Source organism: Rhizobium tropici CIAT 899 (genome assembly GCF_000330885.1).
GTDB classification, from domain to species: Bacteria; Pseudomonadota; Alphaproteobacteria; order Rhizobiales; family Rhizobiaceae; genus Rhizobium; species Rhizobium tropici.
In genome coordinates, this window is the sequence record NC_020062.1 from 532,466 (window position 1) to 549,519 (window position 17,054).

Consider the following 17,054-nt stretch of genomic DNA (forward strand, 5'->3'; position numbering starts at 1 on the left):
AAGGAAATTCGGATGAACATCATGGCAAACCAGCCGCGCCGGCTTGAAAGCTATGTCGGGGGCACCTGGATCGCCGGCGCCAGAGAAGGCGTGCCGCTGCTCGATGCATCGACCGGCGTGCCCGTCGCGTTCATCGATTCCTCGGGTATCGATTTTAAGCAGATCCTGGCCTATGGCCGCGACAAGGGGGGACCGGTGTTGCGGCGCATGTCCTTCCATGAGCGCGCCGCAATGCTGAAGGCGCTCGGGCAGGCGCTGCTTGAGAGGAAGGAAGAATTCTACGCGCTTTCGACTGCGACCGGCGCCACGCGCGCCGATAGCTGGGTCGATATCGAAGGCGGCATCGGAACCTTGCTATCCTACGCTTCTAAGGGGCGGCGCGAGCTGCCGAATGCGCGTGTGCTGCTCGATGGCGACGTGGAGCAGCTCTCCAAGGACCAGAGCTTTTCCGCACAGCATATCCTAAGCCCGCTGCAGGGTATCGCCGTTCACATCAATGCCTTCAATTTCCCCTGCTGGGGCATGCTGGAAAAGGTTGCGCCGACGTTGCTTGCCGGCGTCCCCGCCATCGTGAAGCCGGCGAGCCAGACGGCCTATCTTACAGAGCTGATGGTTCGCCGCATCATCGAAACCGGCCTGCTGCCGGAAGGTGCGCTACAGCTTATCTGCGGCTCGGTCGGCGATCTCCTCGATCATGTCGAAGGCCAGGATGTGGTGACCTTTACCGGCTCTGCCGCGACCGGCCAGCGCCTCAAGACGCACAGGGCGATTATCGAAAATTCCGTGCGCTTCACCATGGAGGCCGATAGCCTCAACGCGGCCGTCCTCGGCCTTGATGCCGCGCCCGGCACGGAGGAGTTCGATCTCTTCGTTAAGGAGGTCGCCCGTGAGATGACGGTCAAGGCCGGGCAGAAGTGCACGGCCATCCGCCGTGTCATCGCGCCCCGTTCCTATAGTGAAGCGCTTATTGCGGCCTTGAACGATCGTCTCGGCAAGACGGCAATCGGCAATCCGGCCGATGAGACGGTTCGCATGGGGCCGCTTGCAAGCCTCGCTCAGCGCGAGGAGGTGCGGGCGCGCATCCGGGATATTGCTGCCGATGCCGAGATCGTCGGCGGCGATCCCAATAATCCGCATGTGATGTCCGGGGATGCGAGCGCCGGCGCCTTCCTCAATCCGGTCCTGCTCTATTGCGACAAGCCGGGCTCCGCGCGTGCCATTCACGATGTCGAGGCCTTCGGCCCCGTCAGCACCGTCATGCCCTATGACACGGCGGAAGAGGCCGTCGATCTGACGCGGCGCGGCAAGGGCAGTCTCGTCGCCTCCGTCTTCACGAACGATCCTCATTTCGCTGAGGAGGTTGTTCTCGGCCTCGCACCATTCCATGGTCGCGTGATGATCGGCAACCGCTCGAGCGCCAAGAGCTCCACCGGTCATGGTTCACCGCTGCCGGGCCTCGTTCACGGTGGCCCCGGTCGCGCCGGCGGCGGGGAGGAACTGGGCGGCATGCGTGGCGTGAAGCATTATATGCAGCGTACCGCGATTCAAGGTGCACCGACCATGCTGACCGCCGTGACGGGACGATGGATGGATGGTGCGGATACCCGCCGCGACAGCGAGCACCCCTTCCGCAAGTCGCTCGCTGAGCTCAAGATCGGCGATCAGCTCGTCACCGCCACGCGCACGGTGACACTCGACGATATCGAGCACTTCGCCCATTTTACCGGCGACACATTCTATGCCCATATGGACGAAGAGGCGGCGAAGGCCAATCCGTTCTTCGAGGGCCGTGTGGCGCATGGCTATCTCATCGTCTCTTTCGCCGCCGGCCTCTTCGTCGATCCGGCTCCAGGCCCTGTTCTCGCAAATTATGGGGTCGACAATCTGCGCTTCCTGACACCGGTCAATCCGGGTGATACGCTCCAGGTGCAGTTGACCTGCAAAGAGATCAATCCCCGCATCAATGCCGAGCATGGCGAGGTGCGCTGGGATTGCAAGGTAACGAACCAGCTGGATGCCGTCGTCGCACAATATGACGTTCTGACGATGGTGGCGAAAACGAGAGAGTGAGCGCATGACGACGACCGAGCAAGACCCGCATCGCCTGGAAATGACCGTGCTGATGACGCCTGACATGGCGAATTTCAGCGGTAAGGTGCACGGCGGCGCACTTCTGAACCTGCTCGACCGCGTCGCCTTCTCCTGTGCGTCGCGCTATTCCAAGCAATATGCGGTAACGCTGTCGGTCGATCAGGTGCTGTTCAAGGAGCCGATCAATGTCGGCGAACTCGTCACCTTTCGGGCCTCGATCAACGATACGGGCCGTACCTCCATGGAAGTCGGCATCCGGGTCGAGGCGGAAAATATCCGCTCCGGCGATCGCCGCCATACTAATTCCTGTTATTTCACCATGGTCGCCGTCGATGAGGCCGGTCGCCCGGTCCGCGTGCCGGAACTGGTGCCGGTCACGCCGGTTGATATCCGCCGGCACAAGGCCGCCCAGCTTCGCCGCACCTTGCGTCGCGAGTTCGCGCAACGGATGGAAGCGGTGGCCGAAACCGGTCGCGATGTGGAAGGTTTGGGAGCCGACTGAATGGCGCAGATCTATTCCTATGACGGCGTGATCCCGGTCATCTATCCCTCTGCCTTCGTGCATCCGGCCGCGACCGTCATCGGAGACGTTATCATTGGCCCCGCCTGCTATGTCGGGCCGGGCGCGGTGTTGCGCGGCGATTTCGGGCGCATCGTGCTGGAGCGTGGCTCGAATGTGCAGGAGACTTGCGTCGTCCACAGTTTCCCGAATCTGGAAGTTGTGATCGGCGAGGCGGGGCATGTCGGCCACGGTGCGGTGCTGCACGGCTGCCGCATCGGCGCCAATGCCATGGTCGGCATGAATGCCGTCATCATGGACGAAGCCATTATCGGCGAGAATGCGATCGTCGCGGCCATGGCGTTCGTCAAGGCCGGAGCCGAAATTCCGGCAAATAGTCTTGCCGTGGGAGCGCCAGCTCGCGTGGTTCGTGAGTTGACGCCGGAAGAGATCGCCTGGAAGCGCGAGGGCACCGCCATCTATCAACGGTTGGCGCTGGAGGCGAAGGAGAAGCTGGTGGCCGTCGAGCCGCTGCCGGCACCTGAGCCGGATCGCCGCCGCATCCGCGCGCCGGAATATGATCCGCTTGTCCTTGAGAGGATGAAACTCGGCAACTGAACGACCGCGTCAGCGGCGTCTCAACGGACGGCCTTGACCCCTTCGAGGATGAGGGTGGTGGCAATGTCGGCATATTCGTCGCGTGTGATTGGCCCGTTGGGCCTGAACCACATATAGACCCAGTTCATCATACCGAAGAGCGACATGGTAACCGGCATCAGCAATGGCTTGTTCTTGTTGAGGTCCGGATTGAGATCCTCGATGACGATGGAGAAGCGCCGGACGATGCGCCGCTCGATCGTCCGCAATTCCGCCAACTGCTGCTGCGACAGGGCATGCGTGCCGTTCAGCTGCACCTTGTGCTCGTTGTCGGCGCCCTCATAGTTCCTAAGCACGGCTTTCACCAGCAGGCGCAGCCGCTCCTGTGGTGTCACGTCTGTGCGGTCTGCTGCTTCGATCGCGCCCTCCAGCTCCATCAGATGCGTTTGCACGATGTCGAAGATCAGCGCGTCCTTGCCGGGATAGTAGTGATAGAGCAGGGCTTTCGAGACGTTACCGTGCGAAGCGATCATCGACATGGACGCTTTTTCCATGCCCACCTCGGCGAAAACAGCCGCGGCACTCGCCAAGATGCCACGCTGCTTTTCCTCGAAATCAACTGCGCGTGTGCGTGCCATATGATCCTGCTTTGCTCATTCCCGATTGACTTGACCGTGCCTTGCGGCCGATCCTCCCCATATACAATCAAATGCTTGCCAGGCTATCCCACTAGATGCCGATCATTCTTTCGGGCGGTTGTCCACGATGCGTTTGGCCTTGCCTTCCGATCGCGCAACGCCGCCTGGCGAGTGCACCATGACCTTCGTCGAGACACCGATCACGCTCTTGACATGGTGGGTAAGTTCCCTTGCCGAAGCATTTCGCGCCGTTTCGTCCGCCGCCTCCACCGTGCACTCCACATGAACGGTCATGTCGTCCATGCGGCCGGAGCGTGTCAGTTCGATCTGGAAGTGCGGCGCGAGCCCGCGGCATTTCAGGATCTGCTCCTCGATCTGCGTTGGAAAGACGTTAACGCCGCGCAGGATCATCATGTCATCGGAGCGGCCGGTTATCTTTTCCATGCGGCGCATGGAGCGGGCGGTGCCCGGCAGCAGCCGCGTCAGGTCGCGCGTGCGGTAGCGGATGATCGGCAGGCCTTCCTTGGTCAACGTCGTGAGGACCAGCTCGCCGATCTCGCCATCTGGCAATGCCGCGCCGGTGACCGGATCGATGATCTCCGGATAGAAATGATCTTCCCAGATGTGCAGCCCATCCTTGCTCTCGACGCATTCGCTGGCGACGCCCGGCCCCATGACCTCCGACAGGCCGTAAATGTCGACGGCGTGCATATCGAAGGCATGCTCGATTTCCTCACGCATGGCATTGGTCCACGGCTCTGCCCCGAAGATGCCGACGGCGAGCGAACTTTCTCTGGGGTCGAGGCCCTGGCGGCGGAATTCGTCGAGGATCGAGAGCATGTAGGAAGGCGTCACCATGATGATGCGCGGCTTGAAATCCTGTATCAGCGCCACCTGCCGTTCTGTCATGCCGCCGGAGACCGGTACGACGGTGCAGCCGAGTTTCTCCGCGCCGTAATGCGCGCCGAGGCCGCCGGTGAAGAGGCCATAGCCGTAGGCGATATGCACCAGATCACCCGCCCGGCCGCCGGAGGCGCGGATCGAGCGGGCAACGAGGCTCGCCCAGGTGTCGACGTCCCTGGCGGTGTAGCCGACGACGGTCGGCTTGCCTGTCGTGCCGGAGGACGCGTGGATGCGGGCAAGCCTTTCGCGCGGCACAGCGAACATGCCGAATGGATAGGTGTCGCGAAGATCTTTCTTGGTCGTGAAAGGAAATTTGGTGATGTCCGATAAGGTCTTAAGATCGGAGGGATGCGCGCCCAACTCGTCGAAACTCTTGTGATAGAAAGGTGAGTTCTCATAGGCATGGGTGAGCGTCCATTTCATGCGCTCGAGCTGCAGCGCGGAAATCTCGTCGCGGGAGGCGGTTTCGATTGCTTCAAGCTCACCCGCACGCGGCGAAAGATTTTCCATCAATGTCTCCTCCAGAAAAGCCGGTACTTCCGGCGCGCGAATTCTATTCCGGCAAAAGTGCGCCCTTGACGGTTCGCGAGTGGCCACGGAATTCCGCAATCTGCTCGCCATGCTGATTGGTAATCGCGACATCGTAGATGCCGCCTCGTCCTCGGCGCGACACCTCCCGCGCCGTCGCCGTCAGCCGGTCGCCATTGAAAGCCGGCGCAATAAAGGTCACCGAACAGTGCTGGGCGACAGTGCGCTGGTTGTAGCTATTGCAGGCGAACGCGAAGGCGGAGTCGGCGAGCGTGAAGAGGTAGCCGCCGTGGCAGGCGCCGTGACCGTTGGTCATGGTCGCCGCAACGGTCATGGCGATGGTGGCTTCGCCGGGCGCGACGGACACAAGCTCCATGCCGAGATGGCGCGTGGCGTTGTCTTCGTCCCACATGGCTCTCGCGCAGGCTTCCGCGAGCGCCCGCGGCGAAAGGCTCTCCGCGGCGCTCATTTGCCCTTGAACTCCGGCTTGCGTTTTTCCAGGAAGGCGGTGACGCCCTCGGCATAGTCGGCGCTGCGGCCGGCTTCGCGCTGCAGGTCGCGCTCAAGATCGAGCTGCTGGTCAAGCGAATTCGTCGCCGCCGCCTGAATGGCGCGCTTCGTCAGGCCGAGGCCTTTCGTCGGGCCGGCGGCGAGCCTGGTGGCAAGCGCCGTTGCCTCATCCATCAGCTTGTCATCGTCCACCACTCGCCAGATCAGACCCCAGCCGGCGGCTGTTTCCGCGTCTAGCGGTTCGGCCGTCAGCGCCAGCGCCTTGGCCCGGGCTTCGCCGATAAGCCGAGGCAGGTTCCAGGTGCCGCCGGAATCCGGCACGAGGCCGATCTTCGCGAAAGCCTGGATGAAGCGGGCCGAACGGGCGGCTAGCGTGATGTCGCAGGCAAAGGCGATATTGGCGCCGGCGCCGGCTGCCACACCATTGACAGCGCAGATCACCGGCTTTTCCAGGCTGCGGATGAGGCGGAGCAGCGGATTGTAGAAGATCTCGATCGTATGACCGAGATCGGGGGTGCCCTTGCGCGGGTCGCGATCGCCAAGGTCCTGGCCGGCCGAGAAGCCGCGGCCGGCGCCCGACAACAGAACTGCGCGGACATCTACATCCCGATGCGCGCGCTCGAAGCCGGCGCGCAGCGCAAGATGCATGTCTTCGTTGAAGGAATTGAGTTTGTCGGGTCGATTGAGCGTAAGCATCAAGACGCCGTCGGCAAACGCCGACAGAACGGTGCCGGATTCAGACATGTTTCCTCCCCGCCGCCGTTCCCACGGCGACCCCCGCAATTCTTGCATAAACCGACCGGTCAATCAATTATAAAAGCAATGAAAGATAATGGCCGGCAGATTGCGACGGAGTGGCTTTGCATCGTGCTTGGTAGCACGCATTTCCATCAGTTACCTCCTCGGAAACCATAGTTTCGCGGAAAGGTTGATAACGGAGGCGTGTGACTTCCCGCTTGCCCTGCTTTTGATATTTATCGCGATTTGATAGGTATCGCTTCGGTCGACGCCATGATTGCGGGAAGAAAACAGATGACAGACAGGCCTGAAAGCGATGTCGTCGATTTATCGGTTGACGAAGCCTTTTTCGAACTTCTGACCGGCAGTTTTCAACGCATTGTCGGCCGTCCACTCGTCAATCCGCAAGCAGGGCCTCCTTGGCTCTATAATGAGGCGCCCTTCGTGGTCCTTGCCCACAACACGGATGCCGATCCGCGTTTCGTCTACGCCAACAAGGCTGCTCAGAATTGCTTCGAATATCCCTGGGATGAGTTCGTGACGCTTCCCTCGCGACTTTCAGCGGAGCTTCCCAATCGTGCGGAGCGTCAGCAACTGCTGGATGCGGTGACGCGCAACGGTTTCATCTCCGACTATCGCGGCCTGAGGATTGCAAAATCCGGACGGCGGTTCTGGATTGAGGAGGGTATCGTCTGGCAGCTCGTGGATCGCGAAGGCAATTTGCGCGGGCAGGCTGCGACATTTTCCAAATGGAAAGACGCATAAGCCCGCGACAAGGCCGTACTGGCGTCTGGGCATAAGGCGATGTCGTAGCAGCGCGCCATCAATTGTTCCCGAACGTGAGACAGGTTCCTTAATTCGTGGCGTACGGGCGCGTTGGCCGCTGCCGTTGTGATGAGCCTTGCAAAAGCGGCATGGCTATCCTGCAGGCATGTGCATTTTATTTAGGCGGGTAAATGCCTATGTCTTGCGCGAAAACATAGGAGATGGCAAAAATGAAAGTATTGGAGAAGATTAAGCGCTTTAGCGAACAGCGCAGAGCAATGCGCGAGCTTTCCGCCCTGGACGATCATGTTCTTCGTGATCTCGGCATTTCCCGCTCGCATATTCCGTTCGCCGTCAAGGGAGCTCGCGGCAACTAAACCTTCCTTTCGCGCGCATACCCTTGAGGTATGCGCCGCCGCAACAGCTATTGGGTCGGCGTAGCTTTCTATGAAAAGTCATAGCCGATGGACGCCGCGCGTAGCGTTATTTGGCCGCCTCCAACCCGACGATCGGCACAATTCTCCTGCTGCTATTCTGCCGAATAATATAACGAAGATTTAGGCTGCTTGATCGCAGCTGTCCCTTGTGTCCCGTTTCGCGCAATATTCAAGTTCGATCTCGAGCAGCCTCGTTGCATTGGCAAGTGCTTCCTCTGCCTCCGCGAACGATTGTGGGCTATGGCCCATTCTGGTCTCACCGTAATTTCTGGCACGCAGCAACACGAGTTCGGCCAATTCGATGCATTCGGACGTCGGTCGGACGAGGTGCAGGCAATACCGCAAATTGATCGCAACCTGGAGCGCAAATTCGGCTGCCGAGAAATCCAATATTGCCCCCGGCGGTATGGCCCGAGCCAGATAGATCCTCCAGTGTTGGGTCATCGCATTACCCCCTCTTGTCGGATGATTGCACGGACGACGTCGAGTGGCGTGCCGCTCTTACGGAGACGCTGTTGGCTCTCGACCGGCTGATCTTGTGCCGGCGAGGCTTCGGCGTGCCCGCAGTCATATTGACAAGCTGAAGTCGGTTTCAATAACGCGATGATGCAATTGGGCTTCGGTCCGGCGCTTTCTCCGACCTTGGTCTGACGCTGCCACGGCGAAAGGTCATGACGTGGATTGCTGAAGTCCAAATGCTGTACCTATCCGTGGGATAAGACTTGACCCTTCGCGATGTAGCGGCGATTTGATATGGATCGGACCCTTGCCAATCGGCGATAGCCGAGGCGCTTCGAGCCCATGGAACGTTGGGCGCTCGTCGTTGGAGCCTCAGGAGGCTTTAGGTGTTATTACGTCGAAAGCTTATTGCTGCTTTACCATGCCTGATGCTGACCTTGGTCAACACGGCACTTCCCTATACTGTCAAAATTCACGGTGCTTCCACGATATTCGCCCAGCAAATGGCCGAGGCCAAAGGTGGCAACGGTAATGGTGGCGGCAACGGCGGCGGAAATGGCAATGGAGGAGGCAACGGTAACGGGGGAGGCAACGGTAACGGGGGAGGCAATGGGAACGGCGGCGGCAACAGCGGCAATGGAGGTGGAAACGGCAGCGGTAACAATGGCAACGGGAATGGCAACAACGGAAACGGCAATGCTAATGGCCGATCGTCCGCCACCAAGAGCGCTACCCAAAGCCAGGTCGATTCCGACCAGTCCACCGATGATGGCGGTGGCTCGATTAGCGTTCAACACAAGGATGGCATGAGCGAAAATATACAGAGCGGACGTTATGTGATGAAGGATTCAAAGGGCCGCACCATCATCAATCGCAATGCGACAACTGCCGACGAGCAGCGGCTCAAATCACTCCTTCACTGACGCCGCCTTTCGAGTTCATCCCGGAATGCCATCGCAGCTTCCGTTCTATTGCTCACCTCCAGTTTGGCGAAGATTTGGGTCATGTGATGCTTGATGGTCTTTTCATGCAGATCGAGCTTCAGCCCGATATGTTTATTGCTCAATCCAGCAGAAGCCAGTTCCAATACTTCCCGCTCGCGATCCGTCAATGCGCTGAAAGGATTGGGCCGGGAACCGGTTCCGTTTTCGGAGATCAGACGCGCCGATAGCGTCGGTGCGACATAGCTGTCACCGGCAGCGATACCGCGAAGGATATCGGCGAGCGTCCGTGATCCGACGCCTTTCAGAACATAGCCCTTCGCGCCGCTTTTGAGCGCGGTCATCACATCGTCGCTTGCCTCGGAGACTGTCAGCATAACGATCTTCTGATCGGGTATCTGGCTGAGGATGAGAGAGAGGGCATCCAGTCCTCCTCCCGGCATGGAAATGTCGAGCAACAGGATGTCCGGGCGCTGCTGCACCGCTATGCGCAGCGCGTCCTCCTTGCTGCTGCCTTCGCCGACGATGCTAAACCCATCCATTTCGGTCAGGCTGCGAATAACGCCTTCCCTGAAGAGAGGATGGTCGTCTACGACCGCCAAAGTGATTGCTGCTGTCATGTCTGCTCCATTTCCTCGATGTTCAGGGACATGCGGACGATGGTGCCCCGGTCCGACGACAAAAGCTGGAACATGCCGCCGAGGCTTTCGACCCGATCTCTGAGGCCGGCAAGACCAAGCTTCTGCGGGCCGACCTCTTTCGGATCAAATCCCGGTCCCTCATCGGCAACCTCGATTACGACCTGGCCGTCTTTGAAGGACTGCACGACCCTTTGCCCGATTCCGCCGGCGTGACGATAGCCATTGTTCAAGGCTTCCTGCACAAAGCGATAGACGCATATTTTTGCCGACGTCGAAAGATCTGTCGGCGCTGCTCCGACGAGAAGCGCGACGGTGACGCCGGTGCGCTGTTCGTGGGCACGGATTGCCCGTTTTAAAAGATCGGTCAAATTGTCTGTCTCGATGTGCGGCAGCATCAGGCCGCTACAGACGCTCCGGATTTCGGCCATGGCGTCATCAAGGCTGGATTTGATTGTCTCCAGCGACGCTTCGCGCTCCTCTGGCGAGACGGTGGGGCTGATGAGGGTCTGGCTGTCCAGCCGCAAGGAGGCATAAGCGACCAATTGGGCGGGACCGTCATGCAGGTCGGCACCGATACGGCGCAAATAGCTTTCGTTCAGCGCGGCGGCGCGCTGGGTCGCGCGTTGAACGCGCGCGCGCAGCGCCTCATTCTGTTGAAGAAGCGCCGACAATTCGCCGATGCGGCCGTTGAGCGCCATGCGCTGACTGTCGATGGTGCGGCTGCCGCGCAGGACGATGATCGATAGAAGAGCGAAGAATGTCAGCGTGAACACGGCAACGACAAGCCAACTCAGCAGGCGGGCCTGCGTAAGGCTCCATTCGAAATCGTTGGCGACCTCGTAGAATTCAGAGACTGCCACGACCTTGCCGGACCAAGGTTGAAGCACTGGATTGTAGATTTCCAGAAGCGGCTTGCCGCTATTGCGTTCGGCCACGCTTTCCATGTCGTCGATCCGATTGAATTTGGCGACCATTCGGCCCGAAAAGGCCGTCTTGAGACTGTCCGAGAGCGGAAATCGCTTGCCGGAAAGATCCTTGTTATTGGAGTAGAGGATCGTCCCGTCGTCGCGCCAAAGCCGGAAGGAAAACAGCCGTGTGCCAAGCGCGCCCTGGCCCAGGGTCTCATCAAGGGCGCGTGTCACCGTATCGTCAAGAGCCTGGGTGGTTTGCATATCGGGCAGGAGCGGGGCGATGACGCTGTCGACATAGAGGGCCGTCGTTGCCGCAGAATTACGCGTCACTGCATTCTCGATCAGATTGGCCACGAAGGCCCCGACAACAAGCATCGCACAAAGAGCGACGAAGCCACCGGCGAGCAGGAACTGTCTGGCCAAGGATTGTGAGTTCCAGCGTTCGATAAGACTTGCTGGAGAGAGCTTGTATTTATGATTTGCTCGCGGCACTGGCATAATCGGCACTGATCTCCCAACCCTCTATAGCTATCCCAGCAGGATGGAGTGTCAACTGTTGGGTCGTCGACACCGGCCGCGTTGTCCCGAGCGTGGTACTGCCGTCTGGCGCCCGCAATTTAAGCGACCAAAGGGTTGGATCAATCAGACTATGGTCCTAACCCTCAAGGCATAGGTCGGAGCGGGATAGAAAGCTGGGATTTCGGCAATATTCTAGTGCGCATGATTTGCTGGATATGGCCGCTGCTGCAGGCGACGGGCATGTTACGAAGGAAGTGCACATGAAAATCCATTCCATCATTGGTGCGACAAGCCTCGGCCTGGTGCTTGCGCTTGCGCCCATCGGAGGCGCTACCGTCGGTTTCGTACAGACGGCATTCGCCAAGGGCGGAAACGGCGGCGGTAATGGCAATGGTAACGGCGGCGGCCATGGTGAAGGAAACTCCGGCCATGAAAAGTCCGGAGGCGACGATACAAGCAGCCCTTCGACGAATGCGGCTGCTGCACAGGGCACTTCATCGTCGGTGCTGGGGCATCATGCGGATAAACACTCCAAAGCCCATAATGCAAGTTCGAAGAGCCATGTCTCAAAGCCCGGTGCAGGTAGCCTGAGCTCGCTCAAGCGGGACTATCACGCCTACCTGAACTCGAGAGATCCGAAGATGGCGGCGCTTTCCGCTTATGTGAAGGCCTATGCGGAATTCGAAATCCAGTATGGAACGACGGCAGTGCCGACGGACCCGGCCCTCAGCGACAGCGCCTTGCGTTCGGCGCTGGCGCAGTTGTCTAACAAGCCGGTGACGAACCAGACGCTCACAGAAGCAAAGAGCATCCTCGGAGTTGGAACAAATACGGGAAAAATCGCGGAAGTTCGTGATGCGCTGGAAAAGAAATCCGAAACCGCAACGCCATCTGAGGGCACGCAGCTAACCGACGATTGAGGCGCTGCCTTAGCATTGCTTTGTGAACTTGGGGATCGATAGGCGCGCATTGCGGCGGCCTTTCTGCTTCGATTTATGAGTTTGGCGCCAGCGGGCGCCATTCGCTAGCCGGTCCGCCCACCGGCTCTATCGCCGGGTCGGGTCTTCCGCCCCAGACGCTGCCCGATCCGGCGATAGGCAATTTGCCGCACGATCTGTATGATCAGGTACAGAATATGGTGCGCGACAGGGGGGGGCGCGGGATGACCGCGTGCGGAAGCCAGTGCCAGGAGGTTCGGGATCTCGGGAAAATCGGAGACCGGCCACTCTCTCCTTGCGATCAGTAAGATATGGCCAAGCCAGGCAGAGAGAGGGGTGGAGAGCGGCTTCCCGCTCTCCACGATCGTTAGTTCAGAATCTTGATAACCTTGCGCGAGGAAGGCTCGACAATCACGCGTTCGTGGTTGACGATCGCGTAGGCATATTTCGGATTTTGCGGAACGGTTCGCACGACGATCGTTTCCGGCAAGGGTCGGCCGACGACTACACGCTCGCGGACAACCGTTTCTTCTTCGGGCAGGGGCTGTTCGCGTACGTAGGTGACCACCTTCTGCGGCGGCGGATCGATGGCCGTGCCGACAATGGCGCCAGCGACACCGCCCACGGCGGCGCCAACCGGGCCACCAACTACGGCTCCGGTAACCGCGCCACCTGCGGCGCCGGTGACGGTCGAAGATTGGGCAAAAGCACATCCGGCGGTCAGGCCAAGCGCGAGTGCCGCAACACTAAGTACCTTCGTTTTCATCAGAATCTCCTTTCACCTTCTATTCGTCCGTCGTTGACGGAGCTGTCGGTAAAACAGAGCTTCGCCGCAGTCTGTTCCTTTCCTTAGGCTTCAGTCACGTGGATTTGCGACATGGGTCGCAGTGAACATCAGACCAAAGCCCTACGCGCGTGGCTTCGATCGGGAATATGGAGGATACGTCGCATTCAGGGTTGGGTGCGGTGGACAAAGCAGAGATTGAGCCAATGCAGCTATCGCCTTCGCAACTGCCAGAAGCCACTACGCGATGCGGCAGGTCGATCCGATAAAGGTTTTCGATCGCTTCGCGTGGGCAGTGGAGTGATCTCAATCGGTCAATGTCGGGCCTGGTTCGAAGAGGCCACCGATGTGTTTCGCTCTGCGGTCCAAGTGCTGGGCAGGTTGGCACATATGATACCGACCAGCAGGATGACGGAAGCCAGACCGATCAAAGTCTCCCATGATTGCCGACGAAATGGGAGCGGCCAGCGCGATCGGGATATGTTCGGATCATATCGCATTTATCAGTTCCACACCCGCGGGAAAGCCGCCAACGTTCCGGTGGAGATCAAGCCCGTGATCGCTGTTATTTTCCGCTGTATGTTCATCCGGTAAATCTATGTCCGTCGAAATCCGATTGTCTAGTACCTTGATCGACAATATCTGGTAACGGAGACCCTGGCGATTGTCAGAGCTGCCAAATTAACCGGATTATGGAGAAAATATTTCCGGCAATACCGGATGATGCAGTGGTACAGCGACAGGCATGCCCGAACTCAGTCACACTCCGAACCAGACCCATCGGAAGCTTTGATCGCGTTCAACCATCCACCCAGGCGCCGGGTGTATCAAGTGCCGTCGACATCATGCGACTCTGCTCGTAAAGCCAGTCGCAGAATTCTTTAGGCCCTGATCTCCCGTCATCATCACGGATGAGTGCGAAGTGCCAGTCGGGACCGTCAAGCGTCTCGTCGAAGGGCGCGATCAGCACGCCTGATTTGACGATGGGCTCGAAGAAGCCGGGCGGCACGAGCGCAACGCCTTCACCCGCGCAGGCGGCATTCACATTTAGCTCATGGTTCGGATATTCCACGCGAGTGAAGTTCAACCCCGGCGGGACGCGACCGATTGCGCTCACAAACCATCTTTCCCAGTCTGGATGCGGCAACAGTGGCAGAGTTGCAAGCGTCTCCGGTGTGAGAGGTTCCAGCGCTGCAGTAAGCGATGGAGCCACAAGCGGCGTTAGTTGTACGGGAAATAGTCGAAAGGCCCGCAGACCCGGCCAGTCGCCGGCGCCAGTGCGGATGGCAACGTCGAAATCTGACGGATCACGAATTTCGGTCGAAACATCGAGTTCGATCTCGCAGCGCTGATAGCCGGAAAGGCGCGGCGCAAGCCAGCGGCTTGCGAGGGTGGGAGGCGCGGTCACCCGCAAGGGAGGAGATGCCGCTCCGAAAGCCGCCAATGCGGCGTCGATTTCGTCCAAGCCGCGCCGCACACCCTTCGCAAGCAGCATGGCTTTCGGGGTCGGCGCTACACGCGGTCCTCGCCGAATGAAAAGGGGCTCACCTAATTCCTCCTCAAGGGTGCGAATGCGCAGGCTTACTGCCGTAGGGGTCAGAAACAAACGCTCAGCCGCACGGGCGAAACTGCCGGAAGCGACGCAGATCTCAAGGACTTTCAGGGCGTCGAGTGAAGGGCGCATATGTAGTTTCGCTTATGATAATAGTAAGGAATGCCCGTTTTGCGTACCGATATTATAGCAGTTTAATGCGCCCCAGAAGTGGAGGCGATCACGCTCTCCATAAATGGAGAGCCTCTCATGGAGCTGCAATCGCGTCCTCTATTTACGCTGTATCTCGAACTTCATCCAACGATCGATATAGGACCATGTCCCGCGGGCGTCCGCCGTATCTTTCCGGTCTCTGGCGGCCATTTCGAAGGAGAGCGTCTCAAGGGCAGGGTCTCACCACTGATCGGATCGGACCTGCTGGTCACTCGGCAGGACGGAACATTCCAGCAGGATGTGCGGGTTCTGCTCGAGGTTGAGGATGGCGCCTACATTCTGATGACCTATCGTGGCGTTCGCCACGCATCGGTCGAAGTTTCCGAGCGCTTGGGACGCGGCGAAGCTGTCGACCCTTCGGAATATTATCTTCGAACAACGCCCTATTTCGAAACCGCTTCGCCTGCACATGCTTGGATCAACGCGATCGTTTGCGTTGGAAAGGGCAGCCGTGTTCCGGGCGGCGTAAAATATGACCTGTTCGAAATCCTCTGATGCCAGAGAAATGGACGGGATTGGCTTGATTCCACTCGGTTCTCTGTCCACCGAGCAATCTTGCGGTCGTTCGTTTGACTTGCAGTCCGAAATGCCGCTGAGGTAATATTTCTAAAGTTTTCATTGCAAAATCTGAAATAGAGCCTAGTTTGGACTTATCGACCATTGCTTGTGACGTCGCTTAAGGGCCTATGCTCTTCCTCGGATTCCCTCTCAAATAATCGATCTAATCCCGCAAGGTATCGCGGGGCAAACAACGATTGCTATGAAAGGAAATCGTTATGAACACTGGTACAGTTAAGTGGTTTAACTCCACCAAGGGCTTCGGCTTCATTCAGCCTGATGATGGCAGCACGGACGTTTTCGTCCATATCTCCGCGGTAGAGCGCGCCGGCATGCGTTCGCTCAACGATGGTCAGAAGATCACTTACGACATCGTGCAGGATCGCAGATCCGGCAAGAGCTCGGCCGATAATCTTCAGGCGGCTTGAATTTGTCATTCACACGCGCTGACCACGGATGTACTGGCAGTGCGGATGGATGATGCTGAGAGGTCGGGGTAACGCCCGGCCTTTTATTTTGGCCATGGGAGAACGATATGCAGGACCCGCGCTACCAGATTGGTGACACGATCGCTTTGAAGCGTGGCACTCTTGGAAGCTTCGGCCCTTCCGGAACAGGTCGAATCGTATCGCGCCTGCCTGAAGCCGATGGCGCCACGCAATATCGCGTCCAGTTCGAAGGCGAGAATTTTGAACGCCGTGTAGTCCAGCCGGATATTGACGTTGAAGCGTCGACATCAAAGGCCCTGAATATTGGCTTCGCAGCAGAATCAAAGTCTTCCAGCTGGATCAATTCGACGATGATCACCCTGAGAAAGCGGTAATTGAAGGAGCAACTTTGCAAGTAGACGTCAGGGACAACAACGTCGATCAGGCGCTCCGGGTTTTGAAGAAGAAGATGCAGCGCGAAGGGCTTCTTCCAGCGTCCAAAAAGAAGGTTGCACGGTCGCGCTGATCGTACCCTCTTATCATTCGTCAGGAGACATCATGGCCGCCACCAAAGAGAAGTTTTTCAAGCAGGGTAGGCAAACTCTTCAAGACAAGGCATCGGCGACCGATACGGCTGCGAAGCAGATCACTGCGGCCGAAACCGCCGATCGCGAGAAAAAGACCGAGAAGCTCCGCGCGCTTCGATTGGCGCGGCCCGAGGCAGAGCCGATCAAGCCATCGGCGAAACGCGGGCGTAAGACGAAATAGCAGAAGCACGACCGCAAAAACATAGCACAGCGCGAGAAGCTGCATTCATTGGCGCCGGTAAAACGTTACTATACGGCTACCCGGTTTTGGCCGAAAATCTCGAGTTGCGAAAGGTTAATGGCTTCGCTCGCTGCCGAGGTGTTGCCGATGAATTCGTCGATCAGGAATGCCACGTAGCCTCCAGTCATCTTGACGATGGCGAGTTCGCAGCTCCGTGAGGGCCTGTTGCCCATTTGGGCGGCCAAATCGTAAACCGGCACCAATTCGCCGCGATATGAGGTATGACCGAGGGCGCGGCGTGCATCGTCGCTATCGCGAAGCGGGCGCCAGTTATCTGCACGCGCGACGATCGTTCCGTCAAGGAACGTACATAGGGTGTCGTGCACGCGGACCGCCATTGCTGCGCGGCGGCGAAGAAATGCTGGTAGAGGCATTGAGCACTTTGTCCCTTCAGGGACTCCCGTTCAAAAGTGCAAACGTCTGAGGCGAAACCCGGCTGGGGAGAATGCCTTGGCACTGTCATGGTGCCGCCGAACGCGGTTCGGCCGGACAAGCCCAAGGTAGAGTGATTGTCTTGATGACTGCTTTTCGGTTCGCCTAAAATTCTAACGATGCCCCACTTTCAGACTGGCCATA

Annotated in this window: 20 protein-coding genes and 1 pseudogene; 12 read left to right on the plus strand and 9 right to left on the minus strand. The window is 58.8% G+C overall.

Annotated features, from left to right (window positions below; all coding sequences use genetic code 11):
* Positions 1–12: 12 nt before the first annotated feature.
* From paaZ to RTCIAT899_RS24565, 3 genes are read left to right on the plus strand one after another with little or no spacing between them, the layout of a single operon-like run.
* On the plus strand, positions 13–2,070 hold the full coding sequence (gene paaZ / locus RTCIAT899_RS24555; protein WP_015342512.1) for a phenylacetic acid degradation bifunctional protein PaaZ: 2,058 nt from the start codon (positions 13–15) through the stop codon (positions 2,068–2,070).
* A gap of 4 nt (positions 2,071–2,074) precedes the next feature.
* The gene (locus RTCIAT899_RS24560) at positions 2,075–2,593 is read left to right on the plus strand and encodes an acyl-CoA thioesterase (RefSeq protein WP_015342513.1); all 519 of its coding nucleotides are present in this window, start codon (positions 2,075–2,077) and stop codon (positions 2,591–2,593) included.
* The gene (locus RTCIAT899_RS24565; protein WP_015342514.1) at positions 2,594–3,208 is read left to right on the plus strand and encodes a transferase hexapeptide repeat family protein; all 615 of its coding nucleotides are present in this window, start codon (positions 2,594–2,596) and stop codon (positions 3,206–3,208) included.
* A gap of 20 nt (positions 3,209–3,228) precedes the next feature.
* Here the strand turns inward: RTCIAT899_RS24565 and RTCIAT899_RS24570 are convergent, their stop codons facing one another.
* From RTCIAT899_RS24570 to paaG, 4 genes are all read right to left on the minus strand, one after another.
* Positions 3,229–3,825 (minus strand): TetR/AcrR family transcriptional regulator, encoded by a 597-nt coding sequence (locus RTCIAT899_RS24570; RefSeq protein ID WP_015342515.1) that lies wholly within the window; start codon positions 3,823–3,825, stop codon positions 3,229–3,231.
* A gap of 102 nt (positions 3,826–3,927) precedes the next feature.
* Positions 3,928–5,238, minus strand: coding sequence for a phenylacetate--CoA ligase PaaK (gene paaK, locus RTCIAT899_RS24575; protein WP_015342516.1), 1,311 nt, complete (start codon positions 5,236–5,238; stop codon positions 3,928–3,930).
* A 43-nt stretch (positions 5,239–5,281) separates the two neighbouring features.
* Complete coding sequence (paaI, locus tag RTCIAT899_RS24580; RefSeq protein ID WP_015342517.1) at positions 5,282–5,725, minus strand: hydroxyphenylacetyl-CoA thioesterase PaaI; 444 nt, start codon at positions 5,723–5,725, stop codon at positions 5,282–5,284.
* Entirely contained in the window at positions 5,722–6,510 is a 789-nt protein-coding gene (gene paaG / locus RTCIAT899_RS24585) for a 2-(1,2-epoxy-1,2-dihydrophenyl)acetyl-CoA isomerase PaaG (RefSeq protein ID WP_015342518.1), read from the minus strand. The genes paaI and paaG overlap by 4 nt, the downstream gene beginning before the upstream one ends.
* 288 nt (positions 6,511–6,798) lie before the next feature.
* Here paaG and RTCIAT899_RS24590 point away from each other — a divergent pair, with 288 nt between their 5' ends.
* From RTCIAT899_RS24590 to RTCIAT899_RS33985, 3 genes are all read left to right on the plus strand, one after another.
* Positions 6,799–7,269: an MEKHLA domain-containing protein gene (locus RTCIAT899_RS24590; protein ID WP_041678149.1), complete on the plus strand. Its 471-nt coding sequence runs from the start codon at positions 6,799–6,801 to the stop codon at positions 7,267–7,269.
* Positions 7,270–7,499: 230 nt separating this feature from the next.
* On the plus strand, positions 7,500–7,646 hold the full coding sequence (locus tag RTCIAT899_RS32625; RefSeq protein WP_112337003.1) for a DUF1127 domain-containing protein: 147 nt from the start codon (positions 7,500–7,502) through the stop codon (positions 7,644–7,646).
* 947 nt (positions 7,647–8,593) lie between these two features.
* Positions 8,594–9,088, plus strand: coding sequence for a hypothetical protein (locus RTCIAT899_RS33985; RefSeq protein ID WP_015342523.1), 495 nt, complete (start codon positions 8,594–8,596; stop codon positions 9,086–9,088).
* Here RTCIAT899_RS33985 and RTCIAT899_RS24605 read toward each other — a convergent pair.
* Positions 9,082–9,726 carry a response regulator gene (locus RTCIAT899_RS24605; protein WP_015342524.1) on the minus strand — a complete coding sequence of 215 codons (645 nt, stop codon included), beginning with the start codon at positions 9,724–9,726 and terminating at the stop codon, positions 9,082–9,084. The two genes, RTCIAT899_RS33985 and RTCIAT899_RS24605, sit on opposite strands and share 7 nt — an antisense overlap.
* Positions 9,723–11,156, minus strand: a complete 1,434-nt coding sequence (locus RTCIAT899_RS24610) for a sensor histidine kinase (protein ID WP_015342525.1) — start codon at positions 11,154–11,156, stop codon at positions 9,723–9,725. Before RTCIAT899_RS24610 ends, RTCIAT899_RS24605 begins: the two co-directional genes overlap by 4 nt.
* A gap of 281 nt (positions 11,157–11,437) precedes the next feature.
* Here RTCIAT899_RS24610 and RTCIAT899_RS24615 point away from each other — a divergent pair, with 281 nt between their 5' ends.
* Complete coding sequence (locus RTCIAT899_RS24615; protein WP_041678151.1) at positions 11,438–12,097, plus strand: hypothetical protein; 660 nt, start codon at positions 11,438–11,440, stop codon at positions 12,095–12,097.
* A 385-nt stretch (positions 12,098–12,482) separates the two neighbouring features.
* Here the strand turns inward: RTCIAT899_RS24615 and RTCIAT899_RS24620 are convergent, their stop codons facing one another.
* Together RTCIAT899_RS24620 and RTCIAT899_RS24625 are read right to left on the minus strand one after the other, a co-directional pair.
* Positions 12,483–12,881, minus strand: a complete 399-nt coding sequence (locus tag RTCIAT899_RS24620) for a DUF1236 domain-containing protein (protein WP_015342528.1) — start codon at positions 12,879–12,881, stop codon at positions 12,483–12,485.
* An 817-nt stretch (positions 12,882–13,698) separates the two neighbouring features.
* Entirely contained in the window at positions 13,699–14,583 is an 885-nt protein-coding gene (locus RTCIAT899_RS24625; RefSeq protein ID WP_015342530.1) for a LysR substrate-binding domain-containing protein, read from the minus strand.
* A 117-nt stretch (positions 14,584–14,700) separates the two neighbouring features.
* On the opposite strand from RTCIAT899_RS24625, the gene RTCIAT899_RS24630 reads away from it, so the two are divergent.
* The 5 genes and pseudogenes from RTCIAT899_RS24630 to RTCIAT899_RS24645 all read left to right on the plus strand — a co-directional run bounded on the left by RTCIAT899_RS24630 (position 14,701) and on the right by RTCIAT899_RS24645 (position 16,418).
* A complete protein-coding gene (locus RTCIAT899_RS24630; protein ID WP_015342531.1) occupies positions 14,701–15,159 on the plus strand; it encodes a DUF3237 domain-containing protein in 459 nt (152 codons plus the stop codon).
* Positions 15,160–15,440: 281 nt separating this feature from the next.
* A complete protein-coding gene (locus RTCIAT899_RS24635; protein ID WP_015342532.1) occupies positions 15,441–15,650 on the plus strand; it encodes a cold-shock protein in 210 nt (69 codons plus the stop codon).
* Between the two features lie 107 nt (positions 15,651–15,757).
* Positions 15,758–16,045, plus strand: coding sequence for a hypothetical protein (locus RTCIAT899_RS24640; RefSeq protein ID WP_015342533.1), 288 nt, complete (start codon positions 15,758–15,760; stop codon positions 16,043–16,045).
* A gap of 14 nt (positions 16,046–16,059) precedes the next feature.
* Positions 16,060–16,164 (plus strand): annotated as a pseudogene (gene rpsU, locus RTCIAT899_RS32640) (30S ribosomal protein S21); the annotation flags it as partial.
* A gap of 44 nt (positions 16,165–16,208) precedes the next feature.
* A complete protein-coding gene (locus tag RTCIAT899_RS24645) occupies positions 16,209–16,418 on the plus strand; it encodes a hypothetical protein (protein WP_015342535.1) in 210 nt (69 codons plus the stop codon).
* A 68-nt stretch (positions 16,419–16,486) separates the two neighbouring features.
* Here the strand turns inward: RTCIAT899_RS24645 and RTCIAT899_RS24650 are convergent, their stop codons facing one another.
* Entirely contained in the window at positions 16,487–16,852 is a 366-nt protein-coding gene (locus tag RTCIAT899_RS24650) for a chemotaxis protein CheW (protein ID WP_015342536.1), read from the minus strand.
* Between the last annotated feature and the right edge of the window lie 202 nt (positions 16,853–17,054).